The sequence below is a fragment of the Streptomyces sp. NPDC002490 genome (assembly GCF_040296045.1).
GTDB lineage: Bacteria > Actinomycetota > Actinomycetes > Streptomycetales > Streptomycetaceae > Streptomyces.
Genome location: NZ_JBEOWM010000009.1, coordinates 89886 through 108689, shown reverse-complemented (window position 1 = coordinate 108689; position 18804 = coordinate 89886). Strand labels below are relative to the sequence as shown.

The following is an 18804-nucleotide window of genomic DNA, read 5'->3' as shown; positions in this document are numbered from 1 at the left end:
GGAGCGTGTTGGATGGGGGTATGCGGCCCTCGTCCCCTTCGCCCGGTCCCTGGCCCCGGCTGCCGTCCTTCCTCGGCGCCGAGACCCAGCGGCTCGATCTGGTGATCGCCCTGTCCGGGTTGTCGCTGGGGCTGCTGATGTGGGCGATCGGGCTCAACACCACCACGTTCCGGCTGCTCGACGGGGCCTGGGTGCTGGTGCCCATGGTGGTGATGGCCGCCATGGAGACCCAGCGCCGGACCCGGCCCTCGCTGGCCCTGGCCGTGGGCACGGTCGCCGTGATCGCCGACCAGTTCACCCGGGGCAGCCTGATCACGGTGGTGATGTTCACTGACGTCGTCTATGCGGCGGTCCTGTACGGAAGTCCCACCGCCGCCCGCCGCATCCCGGTGCGGTGCGTGCTCATCTCGGTCGCCGTCACCCTCGGGTTCCTGGCCTGGTTCCGCACTCCCGAGGCGATCCTGATCGGGGTGGCGACGGCTCTGGTCTGCGTGGCGCCCTCCACCACCGGCGTCCTGGTGCGCAACCACCGGGAGATGGCCTCGGCGGAGCGGCTGCGGGCGGAGCAGACCGCCCTGCTCGCCGAGATCGACCGCACCCAGGCGGTGACCGCCGAGCGCGCCCGGATGGCCCGCGAACTGCACGACATGGTGGCCAACCACCTGTCGGCGATCGCGATCCACTCCACCGCGGCGCTGTCCCTGGACGATCCCCGGACCACCCGGACCGCCCTGGGCGTCATCCGGGAGAACAGCGTCGCGGGACTGGCCGAGATGCGTCGTCTGATCGGGCTGCTCCGGGACTCCTCCGACGATCGGGAACCCTCGGCGGCCCCGACCCTCGACGGTTTGGAGGCGCTGGTCGCCACGGCCCGCACCAACGGGCTGGAGGTGTCCCTGGTGGACGACCGCCCGACGGACGGGCTCCGACTGCCCGCCCCGGTGGAGCTGGCCGCGTACCGGATCGTGCAGGAGTCGCTGACCAATGCCCTCAAGCACGCCGCGCCCGGCGCGGTGACCGTGGAACTGCACCAGGGCGGTCGCCCGCCCGAGCTGACCGTCACGGTCACCAGCCCCCACGGCGACCGTGACGGGCCCCGGGCGCCCGGCTCCGGAGCGGGGCTGGTGGGGATGCGGGAGCGGGCCACGCTGCTGCACGGCGCCTTCGAGGCGGGCCCCGAGCCGCTGCCCGACGCCCCCGGGGGCCGCCCGATGTGGCGAGTTCACGCCAGCCTGCCGATCGAGGCGGTCGGCACGTCAGACCAGGGAGGGACCACCCCGTGATCCGCGTACTCGTCGCCGAGGACCAGTCGGCCGTCCGACAGGGGCTCGTGCTCATCCTCGACAGCGCACCGGACATCGAGGTGGTGGGCGAGGCGGGGGACGGGCGGCGGGCGGTCGAACTGGCCCGGGAGCTGCGGCCCGACCTGGTGCTGATGGACGTGCAGATGCCGGTGCTCGACGGGGTGTCGGCGACCCGGGAGGTGGTGACCGAGGCGCTGGCGGACGTCCTGGTGCTGACCACGTTCGACCTGGACGAGTACGTCTTCGGGGCGCTGCGCGCCGGTGCCGCCGGGTTCCTGTTGAAGAACGCCGACGCCAAGGACCTGTTGACCGCGGTGCGGACGGTGGGGCGCGGCGAGGGGCTGATCTCGCCCGCGGTGACCCGGCGGTTGATAGCGGAGTTCGCCCACTCGACGCACGGTGCGGCGCGTTCCACGGCCGACCGCACGGTGTTGGAGGCGCTGACCCGGCGGGAGCGGGAGGTCCTCCAGTGCATCGGGGACGGACTCTCCAACGCCGAGATCGCCGCCCGGCTGGAGATGGCCGAGGCGACGGTGAAGACGCACGTCAGCCGCATGTTGGGCAAGTTGGAGCTGCGCAGCCGGGTCCAGGCGGCGGTCCTCGCCCGGGAACTCGGTCTGTGCGGCTGAGCCCGGGAGGGCGGGGCCGTCCGGCGGGGCCGATCCTCCCCGCACAACGGGCCGACCGCAACGGGGAGTCAGGCCGGAACCGGTCTGTGTGACGAGCAACACCCCATGCCCGGACCTGGGACGACGGCCCCGGGAGGCCCTGCCGCGGGGTCCGAAACCGGCGAGTGGACCGAACGGTGTCGCCGGGGGTGTCACAGTGGGTCGCGAACGCCGCGAGTGGGAAACGACTCGGGGGCATCGCCGTCACTCATGACGGATGGTGAGCATGCGTCAGTTGGGATGTCCTTGACCTTCCTGAGGCGCTGACCTGGGATGCCCACGCTTCTCTGGTCCAGACCTCTTGACCGATGGTCCAGACCTTTCTATTCTCGCGGCACTGCGGTGAGCGTGTCATGGCCATGAGCCGTGACGGAACGTGCTCACGGGCGGCGCAGGTTGGGTTCCACCATCCCCACATCGGACTCACCCGAGGAGGCGCAGAATGCGCTTCAGAAACAAGGCTGTGGCAGGGCTCGCGACCCTGGCGCTGCCCTTCGCCGCAATGGTCGGCCTGGCTACGCCGGCTGCTGCTGCGACCAACGCCACCGCCACCTTCACCAAGACCCAGGACTGGGGCAACGGTTTCGGCGGCAGCTGGACCGTCAAGAACACCGGTACCACCACGATCAGCTCCTGGACCGTGGAATGGGACTTCCCCACCGGTACCAAGGTCGGTTCGGCCTGGGACTCCACGGTCACCAACAACGGCAACCGTTGGACCGCGAAGAACCTCGGCTGGAACGGGACCATCGAGCCCGGCAAGTCGCTGACCTTCGGCTTCAACGGCATCGGCAGCGGTTCCCCCAGCAACTGCCTGCTGAACGGCGGCTCCTGTGACGGCGGCGTCGTCCCCGGCGACAAGCCCCCCACCAAGCCGGGCAAGCCCACCACCTCCGAGCTCACCCAGACCTCGGTCAAGCTGAGCTGGGCCCCGGCCGAGGACGACAAGGGCGTCAAGGACTACGACGTCATCCGGGACGGCGCCACGGTGGGCACGGTCGCCCACCCGGCCACCGGCAACGTCACGTTCACCGACAGCAAGCTGACGGCCGGTACGGACTACTCGTACACGGTCCAGGCCCGCGACACCGCCGGCCAGACCGGTCCGGTCAGTGACGCGACCGCGGTGCGCACCCCCGGTGACGGCGGTGGCCCCGGCCCCGGCGACACCATCAAGATGGGCTACTTCACCCAGTGGGGCGTCTACGGGCGCAACTACCACGTGAAGGACCTGGTCACCTCCGGGACCGCGGCGAAGATCACGCACATCAACTACGCCTTCGCCAACGTCCAGAACGGTCGCTGCACCATCGGCGACGCGTACGCGGACTACGAGAAGGCGTACACCGCGGCCCAGTCCGTCGACGGCGTCGCGGACACCTGGGACCAGCCGTTGCGCGGCAACTTCAACCAGCTGCGCAAGCTGAAGGCGAAGTACCCGAACATCAAGATCCTCTTCTCCATCGGCGGCTGGACCTGGTCCGGCGGCTTCACCCAGGCGGCGCAGAACCCGGCCGCGTTCGCGCAGTCCTGCTACGACATGGTCGAGGACCCGCGGTGGGCCGATGTCTTCGACGGCATCGACCTGGACTGGGAGTACCCGAACGCCTGTGGCCTGACCTGCGACAGCAGCGGTCCGGACGCGCTGAAGAAGCTGGCTGCGGCGACCCGCGCCAAGTTCGGCGCCAACAACCTGGTCACCGCTGCGATCACCGCTGACGGTTCCCCCGGCGGCAAGATCGACGCCACCGACTACGCCGGTGCCTCCGCGTCGTTCGACTGGTACAACGTGATGACCTACGACTTCTTCGGCTCCTGGGCCACGAAGGGTCCGACGGCTCCGCACTCGCCGCTCACCACGTACAACGGCATCCCCAAGGAGGGCTTCACCTCCGCTGACGCCATCGCCAAGCTCAAGGCGCAGGGCGTTCCGGACAAGAAGCTCCTGCTCGGCATCGGCTTCTACGGCCGCGGCTGGACGGGTGTCACCCAGGACGCGCCGGGCGGCACCGCCACCGGGCCCGGCCAGGGCACGTACGAGCAGGGCATCGAGGACTACAAGGTCCTCAAGAACAGCTGCCCCGCCACCGGCACCATCGCCGGCACCGCGTACGCCAAGTGCGGCAACAACTGGTGGAGCTACGACACCCCCGCCACCATCAAGACCAAGATGGCGTGGGCCAAGAACCAGAAGCTCGGCGGCGCCTTCTTCTGGTCCGCCGACGGTGACACCGCCGACGGCGAGCTCATCACCGCGCTCGACGCAGGTCTGAAGTAACCGCGCTCCGGGGGTGCCGGCCCACACCGGCCCCCCGGTCCGCACCACCGGTTCACATCGGTGGCAGAGAACGAAGCCGGGGAGTCAGGATCGCCCCCCGCCTCCCCGGTTTCCCCGCCCGGTACGCCCAGCGCGTACCGGGCCTTCTCATGCCCCCACCCACCGGCCGTCCCCGCTGAGGGCGGCCGGCCCCGCACCCGCTCCGTGACCCGGCGCGGGCACCGCACCGCACCGGGCGAACGGGCCCGGCGCACGTCCTTCGCCGGCCGCCCCGGCCCTGTGCCTCCCGGGGCGAGGGAGCGGGCAGCGCACGCGAGTGGCCCCGTGGCCCGCTCCCCCGGTTCTCGCACGGGGAGCGGGCCACGGGGCCACTCGGAGTGATTCGTGTCAGCCCGGCCGGGTCAGGCGACGTTGACGCGCTGGCCGGGAGGCGCGGCCTCCAGCCAGGCCAGGAACCCGGTCAGGGCGTCGTCGCTCATCGCGAGCTCCAGCCGGACGCCCTGGTGCACGCAGGCGAGGACCACCGCATCGGAGAGCAAGGCCAACTCCTCCTCGCCCTCGGGGTCCCGACGGCCGATCACCTCGATCGCGGAGCGCTCCAGCGTCCGCCGGGGGCGATGGGCGTAGGAGAACACCCGGAACCACTCGATCCGGTCACCGCTGTACCGCGCGATGCCGTACCCCCACCCCTTGCCCGAGGTGTCGACGGCCGCCTCGTCCGCGGGCTCCGGGGTGTCCCACCGCAGACTGCAGTCGAAGGTCCCCCCGGACCGCTGGATCAATCTACGGCGCACGCCGAAGGCGAAGAGCCCCGCCACAACCAGTACGACCAGCGCGACGCCGCCTACGAGAAGAGCGAGGAGCACCGGCATCGACCTCCTCGCCTCATCAGTATCGGAACAGCGGAACAGATCCAGCATCGCCTCAGCCGCGGCAGGATCCGGAGAGGCTCCGGACCCGGCCGCGGCTGAGTCATGTCACACAGTGCGCCAGGTCAGCGCACCGCCACCGCACGCAGGCGGACGTCGGCGCGTCGCTCGGCGGAGGCGTCGGCCTCGCCCTTCGCGCGCTCCAGCGCCCGCTCCGCACGCTGGACGTCGATCTCGTCCGACAGTTCGGCGATCTCGGCCAGCAGCGACAGCTTGTCGTCGGCGAACGACACGAACCCGCCGTGCACGGCGGCGACCACGGTCCCGCCGTCGGTGGTCCGGATCGTCACCGGGCCCGACTCCAGCACACCGAGCAGCGGCTGGTGACCGGGCATGACGCCGATGTCGCCGGAGGTGGTGCGCGCGACGACCAGGGTGGCCTCGCCGGACCAGACACTGCGGTCCGCGGCGACCAGCTCGACGTGCAGCTCAGCAGCCAAGGGTGCTCCTCGGGTCACCACCCGGCGGTCGTGCCGGGTGTTGGGTCAAAAGTGTAGAGGCGTGGGCGAGGGGACCGGGCCACGGCCCCCTCGCCCGAGCACGGGGGCTCAGGAGACGCCCAGCTCCTTGGCGTTGTTGCGCAGGTCTTCGAGACCGCCGCACATGAAGAACGCCTGCTCCGGGAAGTGGTCGTACTCGCCGTCGCAGATCGCGTTGAACGCGGCGATGGACTCCTCCAGCGGCACGTCCGAACCGTCGACGCCGGTGAACTGCTTGGCGACGTGGGTGTTCTGCGACAGGAAGCGCTCCACCCGACGGGCACGGTGGACGACCAGCTTGTCCTCCTCGCCGAGCTCGTCGATGCCGAGGATCGCGATGATGTCCTGGAGGTCCTTGTACTTCTGCAGGATCGTCTTGACGCGCATGGCGGCGTCGTAGTGGTCCTGCGCGATGTACCGCGGGTCCAGGATGCGGGACGTCGAGTCCAGCGGGTCCACGGCCGGGTAGATGCCCTTCTCGGAGATCGGACGGGAGAGCACCGTCGTCGCGTCGAGGTGGGCGAAGGTGGTGGCCGGAGCCGGGTCGGTCAGGTCGTCCGCGGGGACGTAGATCGCCTGCATCGAGGTGATCGAGTGACCACGGGTCGAGGTGATGCGCTCCTGCAGGAGACCCATCTCGTCGGCCAGGTTCGGCTGGTAGCCCACCGCGGAGGGCATCCGGCCGAGCAGGGTCGACACCTCGGAACCGGCCTGGGTGAAGCGGAAGATGTTGTCGATGAAGAACAGCACGTCCTGCTTCTGCACATCGCGGAAGTACTCCGCCATGGTCAGACCGGCCAGCGCCACGCGCAGACGGGTGCCCGGGGGCTCGTCCATCTGGCCGAAGACCAGCGCGGTCTTGTCGATGACGCCCGACTCGCTCATCTCGTCGATGAGGTCGTTGCCCTCACGGGTGCGCTCGCCGACACCGGCGAACACCGACACGCCGTCGTGGTTGTTGGCGACGCGGTAGATCATCTCCTGGATGAGCACCGTCTTGCCGACACCGGCACCACCGAACAGACCGATCTTGCCGCCCTTGACGTACGGGGTCAGCAGGTCGATGACCTTGACGCCGGTCTCGAACATCTCGGTCTTCGACTCAAGCTCGTCGAAGTTCGGGGCCTTGCGGTGGATGGACCAGCGCTCGCCGACGTTGGCGTTCTCCTCGGGAACGTTCAGCACCTCGCCGAGGGTGTTGAACACCTTCCCCTTGGTGAAGTCGCCGACCGGCACGGTGATGCCGTCGCCGGTGTCGGTCACCGGGGCCTGGCGGACCAGACCGTCGGTGGGCTGCATCGAGATGGCGCGGACCATGCCGTCACCCAGGTGCTGGGCGACCTCCAGGGTCAGCGTCTTCAGCGCGCCGTCCTGGGCCGGGTCGGCCACCTGGACGTGCAGCGCGTTGTAGATCTCCGGCATCGCGTCGACGGGGAACTCCACGTCGACGACCGGGCCGATGACCCGGGCGACGCGGCCCGTGGCAACGGCCGTCTCAACTGTCGTCGTCATTACCTGTCACTCCCCGCGGTCGCGTCGGACAAGGCTGCCGAGCCGCCGACGATCTCGCTGATTTCCTGGGTGATTTCGGCCTGGCGGGCCGCGTTGGCAAGTCGGGAGAGCGTGTTGATCAGCTCACCCGCGTTGTCGGTCGCGGACTTCATCGCGCGCCGCGTGGCGGCGTGCTTCGAAGCGGCCGACTGGAGCATCGCGTTGTAGATCCGGCTCTCCACGTACCGCGGGAGGAGGGCGTCCAGGACGTCCTCCGCCGACGGCTCGAAGTCGTAGAGCGGCAGGATCTGCCCCTTCGGGGCCGCCTCGTCGGCGACCTCGTCGAGGCTCAGCGGCAGCAGCCGGCTGTCGACCGCGTTCTGCGTCATCATCGACACGAACTCGGTGTAGATGATGTGCAGTTCGTCGACCCCGCCGTCGGCCGTGTCCCGCTCGATCGCAGCGATGAGCGGTCCGGCGACCGTCTTGGCGTCCGCATAGGTGGGTTCGTCGGTGAAGCCGGTCCACTGCTCCGCGATCGTGCGCTCGCGGAAGTTGTAGTGGGCCACACCGCGGCGGCCGACGATGTACGTGTCGACCTCCTTGCCCTCGGCCTCAAGGCGAGCCGTCAGCTGCTCCGCAGCCTTGATCGCGTTGGAGTTGAAGGCGCCGGCCAGGCCGCGGTCGCTCGTGAGGAGCAGCACCGCGGAACGGCGCGCCGTCTCCGCCTCCGTGGTCAGCGGGTGCTTGGTGTTCGAACCCGTGCCCACCGCCGTGACCGCGCGCGTCAGCTCGGTCGCGTACGGAGTGGAGGCCGCCACCTTGCGCTGCGCCTTGACGACGCGCGAGGCGGCGATCATCTCCATCGCCTTGGTGATCTTCTTGGTCGCGGTGACGGATCGGATGCGACGCTTGTAGACCCGGAGCTGGGCTCCCATGAGTCAGGTCCCTTCCTTACGTCACTTGGAGACGTTGACGGCAGGCGCGTCCTCGCCGAGAAGCTTGCCGTCCGAGGTCTCGAACTGCTTCTTGAAGGCCGCGACCGCGTCACCGATGGCGGTGATGGTGTCGTCGGACATCTTCGCGCCCTCCTTGATGGAGGTCATCAGGCCCTGCTCCTCGCGGTGCAGGTAGCTGAGCAGCTCCGACTCGAAGCGGCGGATGTCCGCGACCGGCACGTCGTCCATGCGGCCCGTGGTGCCGGCCCACACGGAGACGACCTGGTCCTCGGTGGCCATCGGCTGGTACTGGGCCTGCTTCAGCAGCTCGACCATCCGCTGACCGCGCTCCAGCTGGGCCTTGGACGCGGCGTCCAGGTCGGAACCGAAGGCGGCGAACGCCTCCAGCTCACGGAACTGGGCCAGGTCCACGCGCAGTCGGCCGGACACCTGGCGCATGGCCTTGTGCTGGGCCGAGCCACCGACGCGGGAGACCGAGATGCCGACGTTCAGGGCCGGGCGCTGACCGGCGTTGAACAGGTCGGACTCCAGGAAGCACTGGCCGTCGGTGATGGAGATGACGTTGGTCGGGATGAACGCCGACACGTCGTTGGCCTTGGTCTCGACGATCGGCAGACCGGTCATCGAACCCGCGCCCTCGGCGTCGGAGAGCTTGGCGCAGCGCTCCAGCAAGCGGGAGTGCAGGTAGAAGACGTCACCGGGGTACGCCTCGCGGCCCGGCGGACGACGCAGCAGCAGGGACACGGCGCGGTAGGCGTCGGCCTGCTTCGAGAGGTCGTCGAAGATGATGAGGACGTGCTTGCCCTCGTACATCCACTGCTGGCCGATGGCCGAACCGGTGTACGGCGCCAGGTACTTGAAGCCGGCCGGGTCGGACGCCGGGGCGGCGACGATGGTCGTGTACTCCAGCGCGTTGGCCTCGTCCAGGGCGCGTCGCACGGACGCGATGGTGGAGCCCTTCTGGCCGATGGCGACGTAGATGCAGCGGACCTGCTTGTTCACGTCACCGGAGCGCCAGTTGTCGCGCTGGTTGATGATGGTGTCGACGGCCAGGGCGGTCTTGCCGGTCTGGCGGTCACCGATGATCAGCTGGCGCTGGCCGCGGCCGATCGGGGTCATCGCGTCGACGGCCTTGTAGCCCGTCTCCATCGGCTCGTGCACGGACTTGCGCTGCATGACCGTGGGAGCCTGGAGTTCGAGGGCGCGGCGGCCAATGGTCTCGATGTCGCCGAGGCCGTCGATCGGGTTGCCGAGCGGGTCGACGACACGGCCGAGGTAGCCGTCGCCGACGGCCACCGAGAGCACCTCACCGGTGCGCTGCACCGGCTGGCCCTCCTCGATGCCGCTGAACTCGCCGAGGACGATGGCACCGATCTCGCGCTCTTCGAGGTTGAGCGCGAGGCCGAGGGTGCCGTCCTCGAACTTCAGCAGTTCGTTGGCCATGGCCGAGGGAAGTCCCTCGACCTTCGCGATGCCGTCGCCGGCAAGGGTGACCGTACCGACCTCCTCGCGCGAGGCCGCGTCCGGCTTGTACGACTGGACAAAGTTCTCCAGCGCGTCCCGGATCTCCTCCGGCCGGATCGTGAGCTCCGCCATCTGGGTTCCCTGCTCTCCTTGTTGGGCCCGAAGTTCTTTGGGGGTCTGGGGGCTACCCCCAGGAATCCTCTGCACGGCCCAACCAGGGCCGTCGGTGTTCTCTGTTGCTGTGGTGTGCGTCGCTCAGCCGGCCATGCGGCGGCTGGCGTCGTCGATGCGGTCGGCGATGCTGCCGTTGATGACCTCGTCGCCGACCTGCACCCGGATGCCGCCGAGGACCGCGGGGTCCACGTCCAGGTTCAGGTGCATCTCGCGCCCGTACAGCTTCGCCAGGGACGCACCCAGGCGCTGCTTCTGCTGATCGCTCAGCGGTACGGCCGAGGTGACGACGGCGACCATGCGGTCGCGGCGCTCCGCGGCGAGCTTGGACAAGGACTCCAGTCCCGCTTCCAGGCTACGTCCACGCGGCCGGGTGACCAGTCGCGTGACCAACCGGGTGGTCTCCGCCCGGGCACGGGTGCCGAGCAGGGTGCTCAGCAGCTGTTCCTTGGCGGCGACGGTCGCCGAACGATCGGTGAGCGCGGCGCGCAGCTCGGTGTTCGAGGAGGTGATCCGGCCGAACCGGAACAGCTCGTCCTCCACGTCGTCGAGCCGGCCGGCCCGCTGCGCGGCGGTGAGGTCGGCGACGTCCGCCAGGACCTCCAGGGCGTCCACCAGGTCGCGCGAACGCGACCAGCGGGAGCGCACCAGGCCGGAGACCAGGTCGACCGTCTCCCCGCCGACCTGACCGGCCAGGAGGCGGCCGACGAGGTCGGCCTTGGCGTCCCCGGACTGCGCCGGGTCGGTGAGGACCCGGCGCAGGGACACCTCGCGGTCGAGCAGCGCGGTGACCGCGGCCAGGTCGTCAGCGAGCCGCGTCGCGTCGACGGACGTGCTGTCCGTCAGCGCGTCGAGCCGCTCACGTGCCGTGGCGAGGGCCTCACGGCTGGCTCCGTGCAGCGCACTCACCGGGCGGCCTCGGCCTTCACGTCGAGCTCGTCGAGGAACCGGTCGATGGTGCGGCTCTGTCGGGCGTGGTCCTCAAGGGACTCGCCGACGAGCTTCCCGGCCAGTTCGGTGGCGAGCTGGCCGACGTCACGGCGCAGCGCCTGGGCAGCGGCCTTGCGGTCGGCCTCGATCTGCGTGTGACCGGCGGCGATGATCTCTTCGCGCTGCCGCTGGCCTTCCGCACGCATCTCGGCGATGAGCGCGGCACCCTGCTCCTGCGCGTCCTGGCGCAGGCGCGCGGCCTCGTGCCGGGCCTCGGCGAGCTGGGCCTTGTACTGCTCCAGCACGCTTTCGGCTTCGGTCTTGGCGGCCTCGGCCTTCTCCATGCCGCCCTCGATGGCCTCACGGCGCTCTTCCAGAACCTTGTTGATGTTCGGGAGGAGCTTCTTGGCGAGGATGCCGAAGACGATGACGAAGGCGATCAGGCCGATGACGAGCTCAGGGATCGGCGGAACGAGGGGGTTCTGCTCCTCGGTGGCCGCCAGAATGAGCAGCTGGCTCATATCAGTGCCTTTCGTCTAGTGGTCTGGTCGTGGTCAGGCGATCACGGGCCGTAGACGAACGGCATGACCAGGCCGATGAGGGCGAGCGCCTCACAGAAGGCGAAGCCGAGGATCTGGTTGGCGCGGATCAGACCGGCGGCCTCGGGCTGACGGGCCAGCGCCTGGGTGCCGTTACCGAAGATGATGCCGACGCCGACGCCGGGACCGATGGCCGCGAGGCCGTAACCGACGGAGCCGAGCGAACCGGTGACAGCGGCAAGGGTCTGGGACATGCCAGTTCTTCCTTTTCTTTGCGGACCGGTGGGGGTTGGCCACCGGACGAGTGCGGAGCGGGAGCGGGCGCTCAGTGGTGCTCTGCGAGCGCGCCCTGGATGAAGCTGCAGGCCAGGAGCACGAAGACGTACGCCTGGAGGGCCTGGACGAAGAGCTCGAAGACCAGCATGACCAGCGTCATGATGAAGGAGACGCCGGCGTAGGCGATGCCGATGCCGTTGAGCAGGTACCAGGACGCGATGGTGAAGAGCACCAGCAGGGTGTGGCCCGCGAACATGTTCGCGAAGAGTCGCACGGCGTGGGTGAACGGCCGGACGAGCAGGTTCGAGAAGAGCTCGATGGCCATCGACAGCGGGAGCACCGCACCCAGCGACTTGTCGTAGCCGGCGAAGTTCTTGAAGGCGCCCACGAATCCGTGGCGCTTGAAGGTCAGCGAGACCCAGACGATGTAGACGATGAGGGCCAGGACCGCCGGGTAGGCGATGACCGAGGTCACCGGGAACTGCGCCAGCGGGATGACGGCCCAGAGGTTCATCATCCAGATGAAGAAGAACAGCGAGACCATCAGCGGGACGTACTTCTCGCCCTCGCGCTTGCCGAGCGTCTCGTAGACGACGCCGCGGCGGATGAAGTCGTAGCCGGCCTCGGCGACCATCTGGAGCTTGCCCGGGACGACCTTCGGCTTGGCGAAGGCGGCCCAGAAGAAACCGATGACGATGATCGACCCGAGCAGGGCGAGGAGCATCGGCTTGTTGAAGTACAGGTTGCTGTCCGCGTCGCCCCAGATGGGCTTGAACAGGAACGAGTGCAGGCCGGGAGCCGGGAAACCACAACCGTCGAAGATGTGGCAGTCGGTCTCGAAGGCGAGCACCTGCGTCGGATCAGCACTCACCGCGGGCTCCTTCGTGGCGCATAGGTACGGCAACCTCGTTGTGTCGGCGCGGCGCACAGCCGCAGTACGGCACTGGACTGGTGTTACGGGTGTGGGGGCGGCGGTCGGGCATCAAGCCTCGCGCTAGAGCAGGCGTCAGCTTGTTTGCCCGCGCCCGCGATGCCGCAGTTGGCACCGGACGATAGCAGTAAGTCCGACCCGCCCTTATACCGGCCCTACCCCTCACGACGGGGAACCGGTCTTCGCGGGCTTCTCAGCCTTCGAATCCTCGGGTTCCACGTAGAGAATCTTGGCCTTCATGTGGGCACGGGCCTGGGCTCCGATCCAGCCGAGCGTGGTCGCCACGAGCGTCGCCGCGAACGTCCTCGGGTTGAACAGCTCGGTGTCCTTGAACGTGGCCATGAACACGAAGAGCAGCAGGATCTGGGTGGTGTAGAGCATCAGACCCATGGCCTGGAAGAGCTGCGGGAGCGACCTCGCGGTGCGCTGGAGCACCACGAGCCCGACGCCCATGAAGAGGATCACGACGACGGTCGCCACGGCAGCACCGAGCGCCCCCTCGCCCCCCGCGACGACGGCACTGATGCCGGCGGCGACGGCGCCCACCGCGGCGGTGGGCACGGCGACCTGGAGGACGGTGCGTGCGTCTTGGGACGGCATGGCGGCAACTCCGCTTACTGGATGGGGGCAGGTGTCGTCATGGACGAGCGTAAACCCGGGAATCGAGACAGAGCGTCGACCTGGAAGGGCCGTCGCACTACGGCCCCACGGCGTTGCCCCGGGTTCTCGTGAACGGTATCACAAACTATTTGATGAGGTCTTTACCTGTGAAGTGTGCCCACTGTCACACCTGAGAGTGAATACGCTCATGTGCGCATGATCTCAGGCGCTCTGTCTGGTATTGGGCGACTTCGCGCCCGCCGACTTGGCAAGCCCTTGGCCAGATCCTTACCCGATCGTCAACGCAAAGTGATGCCTCGACTCCGCTCGGGGCACACCCGCTCCGCCGCGGGCACCTCCCGGACACCCCCGATTCACCGCACGGACGGACTGGAGCCGTCGGGTGTTCATCTCTCATCCGGGGGCTTCGGGCGGGCGAGGGCCTCCAGGAAGTGCCTTGTGGCCATGGGAAGTTGAAGACCTGGGCGAGCGGCTGCTAACCGCGCTCGCGGGAGCGGGCGCCCGCGGCGGCGGCCGGCGCCTCCTCGGTCAGCTCGGAGAGCGCGGTGCTGCCGTGGGGCCCCGCACCGACCCCGTCCGGGGTGCGGGCGCCCGTGGTCGACGGACGGGCCGCCGTGGCCGCTCCGGGGGCCGACGAGGGGGCCGCGGGGCCGGACGCCGCCGCCTCCGGCGCCACCTTCCGGCGCCGGTACCGCGGCGGGACGAAGCTCTCCGCCCAGCGCGGCGCCCGCGGCGTGAACCGGGGCAACAGCAGCAGCACGAAGCCCACCGCGCTCAACACCGCGACCACCAGCACGATCCACATGGAGGCCGCGTTCACCGAGTAGGCGAGGGTCCCGAAGGAGATCACCACCGTGTAGAAGTACATGATCAGCACCGAGCGACTGTGCGAGTGGCCGATGTCCAGCAGCCGGTGGTGCAGGTGCCCCCGGTCGGCGGCGAACGGCGACTGCCCGCGCCAGGTGCGGCGCACCACGGCCAGCACCAGGTCGGCCGCCGGGATCGCGATGATCGTCAACGGCAGCAGCAGCGGGATGTAGACCGGCACCGTGGCGTGCACGGCCTCCCGCACCCGGCCGGCGCCCTGGTCGCTGAAGAGGCTGTCCGGGTCGACCTGACCGGTGATCGAGATGGCGCCGGCCGCGAGCACCAGGCCGATCAGCATCGACCCCGAGTCGCCCATGAAGATCCGCGCCGGGTGCATGTTGTGGGGCAGGAAGCCCAGGCACATGCCGACCAGCAGGGCCGCGAACAGCGTCGCCGGCGCCGCGGCCTCCACCCCGTAGCCGAACCAGAGCCGGTAGGCGTACAGGAAGAACGCCACCGCGGCGATGCACACCATGCCGGCGGCGAGCCCGTCGAGGCCGTCCACGAAGTTCACCGCGTTGATGGTGATGACCACCAGCGCCACGGTGAGCAGGGTGGACTGCCACTGGGTGAGCGCGACCATGCCGACGCCCGGGACGGGCAGCCACAGGATCGCCAGGCCCTGCATGACCATCACGCCCGCGGCGATCATCTGGGCGCCCAGCTTGATCAGCGCGTCGAGTTCGTACTTGTCGTCCAGCACCCCGACGACCCAGATCAGGGCCGCCCCCGAGAGCAGCGCCCGCGGCTCGTTGGAGTCGACGAAGACCTCACCGAGGTTGGTGAGGTGGCTGGCGGCCAGCAGACCCGCGCAGAGCCCGAAGAACATGGCGATGCCGCCGAGCCGTGGGGTGGGCTCCCGGTGCACGTCACGGGCGCGGATCTCCGGCATCGCTCCGGCCACGATGGCGAACTTGCGCACCGGGCCCGTCAGCAGGTAGGTCACCGCGGCCGTGATACAGAGCGTCAGGAGGTATTCACGCACAGGCTTCCCCACAAGTGTCTTCGGCCAGCTCAGCCCCACAGCCTAGCTTCGGGTGCATAGGGAGGGGGACTTCCGGGTAGCGAGCACGGTTGCACCGGGAACGTGCGGGCTCCCGTGGGAGTGCCCGGAGCCGCGTTCCGTCCGGGCGGCCCCTCACTCCGGCCGACCGCGGTGCGGCGGGAAGGCGCGGACGGGTCCGCGCACCTCGTCGCGGACGGACGCTCCGATGATCTTGCCGCGCAGTGCCGCGGCACACAGTACCGCGATCCGTGCCGTCTCCGGTCCGCCCGCGCCCCGGGCGGTCGCCCGGGCGCAGGGCCCGGCCGTCCGCGCCTGGCACGGGTGTCCGGGGTGGTCCCGGCGGCGGCCGGCAGGCCCCGGGCGGGGCACGGGCCCCCGGGGACGGCTCAGCGGTGGTCGGTGACGCCGGTCAGGGCGGTGACGACCGGGTCCAGGGCCTCGTGGATCTCGTCGCCGATGGAGCGGAAGAACGGCAGCGGCGCCCCGTACGGGTCGAACACCTCGTCGGCGTCCGGGGACGGGGCCAGCAGCCAGCCGCGCAGCGCCGCGGCGGCCCGCACCAGGGCCCGGGCCCGTTCGACGACGCCCTCGGCCCCGGCGTCCGGCAGGGTGGCCGGGTCGATGGCCCGCACCAGCCGGGTGAACTCCTTCAGGGTGAAGGTGCGCAGCCCGGCGGAGTGGCCCATCGAGATGACCTGCGCCCGGTGGTCGCGGGTGGCGGTGAGCACCAGGTCCGCGCGGATCACGTGGTCGTCGAGGAGTTCCCGTCCGGTGAAGCCGCTGGGGTCGGCGCCGAAGTCGGCGAGGACCGTCTCGGCGTTGGCCTCCATGGGGGCGCCCTCGTGGCCCCAGGTGCCGGCGCTCTCCACCAGGACCCCGCAGCCCGCGGGGTCACCGAGCCGCCCGGCCAGGGCGTGGCGGGTCAGCCGCTCGGTGATCGGCGAGCGGCACACGTTGCCGGTGCTGACGTGGAGGATGCGGAACGTGTCCCCGGTGCCGGTGGTCCACGTGCCTATGCCACGCCCTTCGGAAGCCGTCAACTGGCCACCTCAAGGCCGGGTACGACCTTGCGCAGCTCCTCGGCGTCGAGGGCACCGGCGCGCAGCAGGACGGGCACCTCTCCGGTGACGTCGACGATGGACGAGGGCACGATGCCGGGGGTGGGGCCGCCGTCGAGGTAGACGGAGACGGAGTCGCCGAGCATCCCGCGGGCGGAGTCGCAGTCCTCGGGGGCGGGGTGGCCGGTGAGGTTGGCGGAGGACACCGCCATCGGGCCGACGTCGGTGAGCAGCTCGATGGCCACCGGGTGCAGCGGCATCCGCACCGCGACCGTGCCCCGGGTGTCGCCGAGGTCCCAGGCCAGGGTGGGCTGGTGCCGGGCGACCAGGGTGAGGGCGCCGGGCCAGAACGCGTCCACGAGTTCCCAGGCGAGTTCGGAGAAGTCGGTGACGATGCCGTGCAGGGTGTTCGGGGAGCCGACGAGGACGGGCACCGGCATGTTGCGCCCGCGGCCCTTGGCCTCCAGCAGGTCGGCGACGGCGTCCGAGCTGAAGGCGTCGGCGCCGATGCCGTACACGGTGTCGGTGGGCAGCACGACCAGTTCGCCACGGCGGACGGCGGACCCGGCCTCGCGCAGACCGGTGATGCGGTCGGTCGCGTCGTTGGTGTCGTATCGCCGTGCCATCTAGCGGGCCTCCTCGTGCGCGTTCGGGCTGTGGTTCGGGGGCCGGGATGTCACGGGCGTGCCTTGCGCGCGGTCGCGAATCGGGGCCGGTTGTTGAGGTCGGGGTGGTCGGCGGCGTCGGCCCAGCCGGACTCTTCGCTGAAGATCCACGGCACCTGTCCGCCCTGGGTGTCGGCGTGCTCCACCACGACGATGCCGCCGGGGCGCAGCAGCCGGTGGGCGGTGCGTTCCAGGCCGCGGATGGTGTCGAGGCCGTCGTCGCCGGAGAACAGCGCCATCTGCGGGTCGTACTCGCGGGCCTCCACCGCCACGTGCTCCCACTCGGTGAGCGGGATGTACGGGGGGTTGGAGATGACGAGGTCGACCTGTCCGTTCAGCTCGGGCAGCGCGGTGAGGGCGTCGCCCTGGTGGACGTGGACGCGGGAGCCCTCGGCGTTCTTGAGGGTGTAGGCGAGGGCGTCCTCGGAGAGTTCGACGGCGTGCACCCGGGAGCGGGGCACCTCCTGGGCGAGGGCCAGGGCGATGGCGCCGGAGCCGGTGCACAGGTCGACGATGAGGGGTTCGACGACGTCGAGGGCGCGGACCGCGTCTATGGCCCAGCCGACGACCGACTCGGTCTCCGGGCGGGGGACGAAGACCCCGGGTCCGACTTCGAGCTCCAGGTACCGGAAGTAGGCGCGGCCGGTGATGTGCTGGAGCGGTTCGCGGGCGACCCGGCGGTTGATGGCCTCCCAGTAGCGGGCGTCCACGTCGGCGTCGGCGACGGTGTGCAGTTCGCCGCGCTTCACCCCGTGGACGAAGGCGGCCAGTTCCTCGGCGTCGTTGCGCGGCGAGGGCACGCCCGCGTCGGCCAGCCGCTGGGTGGCCTGGGCCACTTCAGCGAGCAGCAGACTGCGGGGGCCTGGGGGTCGACCCCCAATGGGTGGCTGCACGCGAGGTCCTCCGGGGCTGGGCTGTGGTCGGGCGCCGGGGCTGGTCGGCGCCCGCGGGTCAGGCGGCGGCGAGCTTGGCGGCGGAGTCCGCGTCGACGCACGCCTGGATGACCGCGTCGAGCTCTCCGTCGAGCACCTGGTCCAAGTTGTACGCCTTGAAACCGACGCGGTGGTCGGAGATGCGGTTCTCGGGGAAGTTGTAGGTGCGGATCTTCTCCGAGCGGTCGACGGTGCGCACCTGGCTGCGGCGGACGTCGGCGGCCTCCCGCTCGGCCTCCTCCTGGGCGGCGGCGAGCAGTCGGGAGCGCAGGATGCGCAGGGCCTGCTCCTTGTTCTGGAGCTGGCTCTTCTCGTTCTGGCAGGAGGCGACGACACCGGTCGGCAGGTGGGTGATGCGCACCGCGGAGTCGGTGGTGTTGACGGACTGCCCACCGGGTCCGGAGGAGCGGTAGACGTCGATCCGCAGGTCGTTGGGGTTGATCTCGACGTCGACCTCCTCGGCCTCGGGGGTGACGAGCACGCCGGCGGCGGAGGTGTGGATGCGGCCCTGGGACTCGGTGGCGGGCACCCGCTGCACCCGGTGGACGCCGCCCTCGTACTTGAGGCGGGCCCACACGCCCTGGCCGGGCTCGGTGGCCCCCTGGCCGCCCTTGGTCTTGACGGCGACCTGGACGTCCTTGTAGCCGCCCAGCTCGGACTCGGTGGCGTCGATGATCTCGGTCTTCCAGCCGACCCGTTCGGCGTAGCGCAGGTACATGCGCAGCAGGTCCCCGGCGAACAGGGCGGACTCGTCGCCGCCGGCGCCCGCCTTGATCTCCAGGATGACGTCCTTGTCGTCGCTGGGGTCGCGCGGGACGAGCAGCAGGCGCAGCTTCTCGGTCAGCTCCTCGCGCGCCCGCTCCAGGTCCTTGGCCTCGGCGGCGAAGTCGGGATCGTCGGCGGCCAGCTCGCGGGCGGTGGCGACGTCCTCGCCGAGGCCCTTCCAGGAGCGGTAGGCGGTGACGATCGGGGTGAGTTCGGCGTAGCGCTTGTTGAGCTTGCGCGCGTTGGCCTGGTTGGCGTGCACCCCGGGATCGGCGAGCTGGTGCTCCAGGTGGGTGTGCTCGTCGACGAGTTCCGCGACGGCCTCGAACATCTCCGGGCTCCTGATCTGGGTACGGCTGGGGTGCGACGGCAGGGGGCGGCATCGGGCGGGCCGGTGCCGGACGGTTGGCGGGGGCGGGCCGCGCCAGGAAAAAACGCCGGTCCCGGCCCGCCCGGGGGCGGCCGTGGACC

18 protein-coding genes are annotated in these 18804 nt (G+C 70.2%); 3 read left to right on the top strand and 15 right to left on the bottom strand.

Annotation, left to right across the window (positions count from 1 at the left end; translation table 11 throughout):
- Positions 1-20: 20 nt before the first annotated feature.
- The 3 genes from ABT092_RS08350 (at position 21) to ABT092_RS08340 (ending at position 4250) form a co-directional block, all read left to right on the top strand.
- The gene (locus ABT092_RS08350) at positions 21-1283 is read left to right on the top strand and encodes a sensor histidine kinase (protein ID WP_351241157.1); all 1263 of its coding nucleotides are present in this window, start codon (positions 21-23) and stop codon (positions 1281-1283) included.
- Complete coding sequence (locus tag ABT092_RS08345; RefSeq protein ID WP_351241155.1) at positions 1280-1933, top strand: response regulator; 654 nt, start codon at positions 1280-1282, stop codon at positions 1931-1933. The genes ABT092_RS08350 and ABT092_RS08345 overlap by 4 nt, the downstream gene beginning before the upstream one ends.
- A gap of 481 nt (positions 1934-2414) precedes the next feature.
- Positions 2415-4250 carry a glycosyl hydrolase family 18 protein gene (locus ABT092_RS08340; RefSeq protein ID WP_351241153.1) on the top strand — a complete coding sequence of 612 codons (1836 nt, stop codon included), beginning with the start codon at positions 2415-2417 and terminating at the stop codon, positions 4248-4250.
- 401 nt (positions 4251-4651) lie between these two features.
- On the opposite strand, the gene ABT092_RS08335 is transcribed toward ABT092_RS08340, so the two are convergent.
- The 15 genes from ABT092_RS08335 to prfA form a co-directional block, all read right to left on the bottom strand.
- On the bottom strand, positions 4652-5116 hold the full coding sequence (locus ABT092_RS08335; protein ID WP_351241151.1) for a DUF2550 domain-containing protein: 465 nt from the start codon (positions 5114-5116) through the stop codon (positions 4652-4654).
- 128 nt (positions 5117-5244) lie between these two features.
- On the bottom strand, positions 5245-5619 hold the full coding sequence (locus ABT092_RS08330; protein ID WP_351241149.1) for a F0F1 ATP synthase subunit epsilon: 375 nt from the start codon (positions 5617-5619) through the stop codon (positions 5245-5247).
- Between the two features lie 108 nt (positions 5620-5727).
- Positions 5728-7170 carry a F0F1 ATP synthase subunit beta gene (gene atpD, locus ABT092_RS08325; protein WP_351241147.1) on the bottom strand — a complete coding sequence of 481 codons (1443 nt, stop codon included), beginning with the start codon at positions 7168-7170 and terminating at the stop codon, positions 5728-5730.
- Complete coding sequence (locus ABT092_RS08320) at positions 7170-8087, bottom strand: F0F1 ATP synthase subunit gamma (RefSeq protein ID WP_351241145.1); 918 nt, start codon at positions 8085-8087, stop codon at positions 7170-7172. Before ABT092_RS08320 ends, atpD begins: the two co-directional genes overlap by 1 nt.
- A 21-nt stretch (positions 8088-8108) precedes the next feature.
- Complete coding sequence (gene atpA, locus ABT092_RS08315; RefSeq protein ID WP_351241143.1) at positions 8109-9704, bottom strand: F0F1 ATP synthase subunit alpha; 1596 nt, start codon at positions 9702-9704, stop codon at positions 8109-8111.
- Between the two features lie 123 nt (positions 9705-9827).
- Complete coding sequence (locus tag ABT092_RS08310) at positions 9828-10643, bottom strand: F0F1 ATP synthase subunit delta (protein ID WP_351241295.1); 816 nt, start codon at positions 10641-10643, stop codon at positions 9828-9830.
- Between the two features lie 5 nt (positions 10644-10648).
- The gene (locus ABT092_RS08305; RefSeq protein WP_351241141.1) at positions 10649-11194 is read right to left on the bottom strand and encodes a F0F1 ATP synthase subunit B; all 546 of its coding nucleotides are present in this window, start codon (positions 11192-11194) and stop codon (positions 10649-10651) included.
- Positions 11195-11235: 41 nt separating this feature from the next.
- Positions 11236-11466, bottom strand: a complete 231-nt coding sequence (gene atpE, locus ABT092_RS08300) for an ATP synthase F0 subunit C (RefSeq protein WP_351241139.1) — start codon at positions 11464-11466, stop codon at positions 11236-11238.
- Positions 11467-11537: 71 nt separating this feature from the next.
- Complete coding sequence (atpB, locus tag ABT092_RS08295; RefSeq protein ID WP_351241137.1) at positions 11538-12359, bottom strand: F0F1 ATP synthase subunit A; 822 nt, start codon at positions 12357-12359, stop codon at positions 11538-11540.
- A gap of 222 nt (positions 12360-12581) precedes the next feature.
- Positions 12582-13019 (bottom strand): Cg1360 family ATP-synthase-associated protein, encoded by a 438-nt coding sequence (locus ABT092_RS08290; protein WP_351241135.1) that lies wholly within the window; start codon positions 13017-13019, stop codon positions 12582-12584.
- 496 nt (positions 13020-13515) lie between these two features.
- Positions 13516-14892: an MraY family glycosyltransferase gene (locus tag ABT092_RS08285; protein WP_351241133.1), complete on the bottom strand. Its 1377-nt coding sequence runs from the start codon at positions 14890-14892 to the stop codon at positions 13516-13518.
- Between the two features lie 407 nt (positions 14893-15299).
- Complete coding sequence (locus tag ABT092_RS08280) at positions 15300-15953, bottom strand: arsenate reductase/protein-tyrosine-phosphatase family protein (protein ID WP_351241132.1); 654 nt, start codon at positions 15951-15953, stop codon at positions 15300-15302.
- Positions 15950-16597 (bottom strand): L-threonylcarbamoyladenylate synthase, encoded by a 648-nt coding sequence (locus ABT092_RS08275; RefSeq protein ID WP_351241131.1) that lies wholly within the window; start codon positions 16595-16597, stop codon positions 15950-15952. The genes ABT092_RS08280 and ABT092_RS08275 overlap by 4 nt, the downstream gene beginning before the upstream one ends.
- A 50-nt stretch (positions 16598-16647) precedes the next feature.
- Positions 16648-17529: a peptide chain release factor N(5)-glutamine methyltransferase gene (gene prmC / locus ABT092_RS08270; protein ID WP_351241130.1), complete on the bottom strand. Its 882-nt coding sequence runs from the start codon at positions 17527-17529 to the stop codon at positions 16648-16650.
- Positions 17530-17587: 58 nt separating this feature from the next.
- Positions 17588-18664, bottom strand: a complete 1077-nt coding sequence (gene prfA / locus ABT092_RS08265; RefSeq protein ID WP_351241129.1) for a peptide chain release factor 1 — start codon at positions 18662-18664, stop codon at positions 17588-17590.
- Positions 18665-18804: the final 140 nt, after the last annotated feature.

Bases quoted from the DNA above. Each gene is read 5' to 3' on its own strand.
- ABT092_RS08350 (WP_351241157.1), top strand. From the start codon at position 21: ATGCGGCCCTCGTCCCCTTCGCCCGGTCCCTGGCCCCGGCTGCCGTCC.
- ABT092_RS08340 (WP_351241153.1), top strand. From the start codon at position 2,415: ATGCGCTTCAGAAACAAGGCTGTGGCAGGGCTCGCGACCCTGGCGCTG.
- atpD (WP_351241147.1), bottom strand. From the start codon at position 7,170: ATGACGACGACAGTTGAGACGGCCGTTGCCACGGGCCGCGTCGCCCGG.
- ABT092_RS08320 (WP_351241145.1), bottom strand. From the start codon at position 8,087: ATGGGAGCCCAGCTCCGGGTCTACAAGCGTCGCATCCGATCCGTCACC.
- atpA (WP_351241143.1), bottom strand. From the start codon at position 9,704: ATGGCGGAGCTCACGATCCGGCCGGAGGAGATCCGGGACGCGCTGGAG.
- ABT092_RS08305 (WP_351241141.1), bottom strand. From the start codon at position 11,194: ATGAGCCAGCTGCTCATTCTGGCGGCCACCGAGGAGCAGAACCCCCTC.
- atpE (WP_351241139.1), bottom strand. From the start codon at position 11,466: ATGTCCCAGACCCTTGCCGCTGTCACCGGTTCGCTCGGCTCCGTCGGT.
- ABT092_RS08290 (WP_351241135.1), bottom strand. From the start codon at position 13,019: ATGCCGTCCCAAGACGCACGCACCGTCCTCCAGGTCGCCGTGCCCACC.
- ABT092_RS08275 (WP_351241131.1), bottom strand. From the start codon at position 16,597: ATGGCACGGCGATACGACACCAACGACGCGACCGACCGCATCACCGGT.
- prfA (WP_351241129.1), bottom strand. From the start codon at position 18,664: ATGTTCGAGGCCGTCGCGGAACTCGTCGACGAGCACACCCACCTGGAG.